Source organism: Streptomyces sp. NRRL S-378 (genome assembly GCF_000720645.1).
Taxonomy (GTDB): domain Bacteria; phylum Actinomycetota; class Actinomycetes; order Streptomycetales; family Streptomycetaceae; genus Streptomyces.
The window spans coordinates 1-202 of sequence record NZ_JOBX01000250.1; the positions used below are offsets into that span (position 1 = coordinate 1).

Sequence of the window (202 nt, forward strand, 5' to 3'; positions counted from 1 at the left end):
GGTGGTGAGGATCCCGACCACCACGATCGCGGTGTTCACGATCACCGCGGTGGTGATGCCCGCGTGGATGTCGGTGTTGGCCGCGGCGACCGCGGACATAATGGGCGTGCCCATCGTGATACCGATCTGCTGCGTCATCGTCGCCAAACCGGTCGCCATACCCTGCTCGTGGTCCGGCAGACCCGTCGTCGCGGTCACCATG

The 202-nt window shown here is 65.8% G+C and carries 1 pseudogene; it reads right to left on the bottom strand.

From position 1 onward, the window contains the following. A pseudogene (locus tag IH80_RS40485) lies at positions 1–202 on the bottom strand (MFS transporter); the annotation flags it as partial.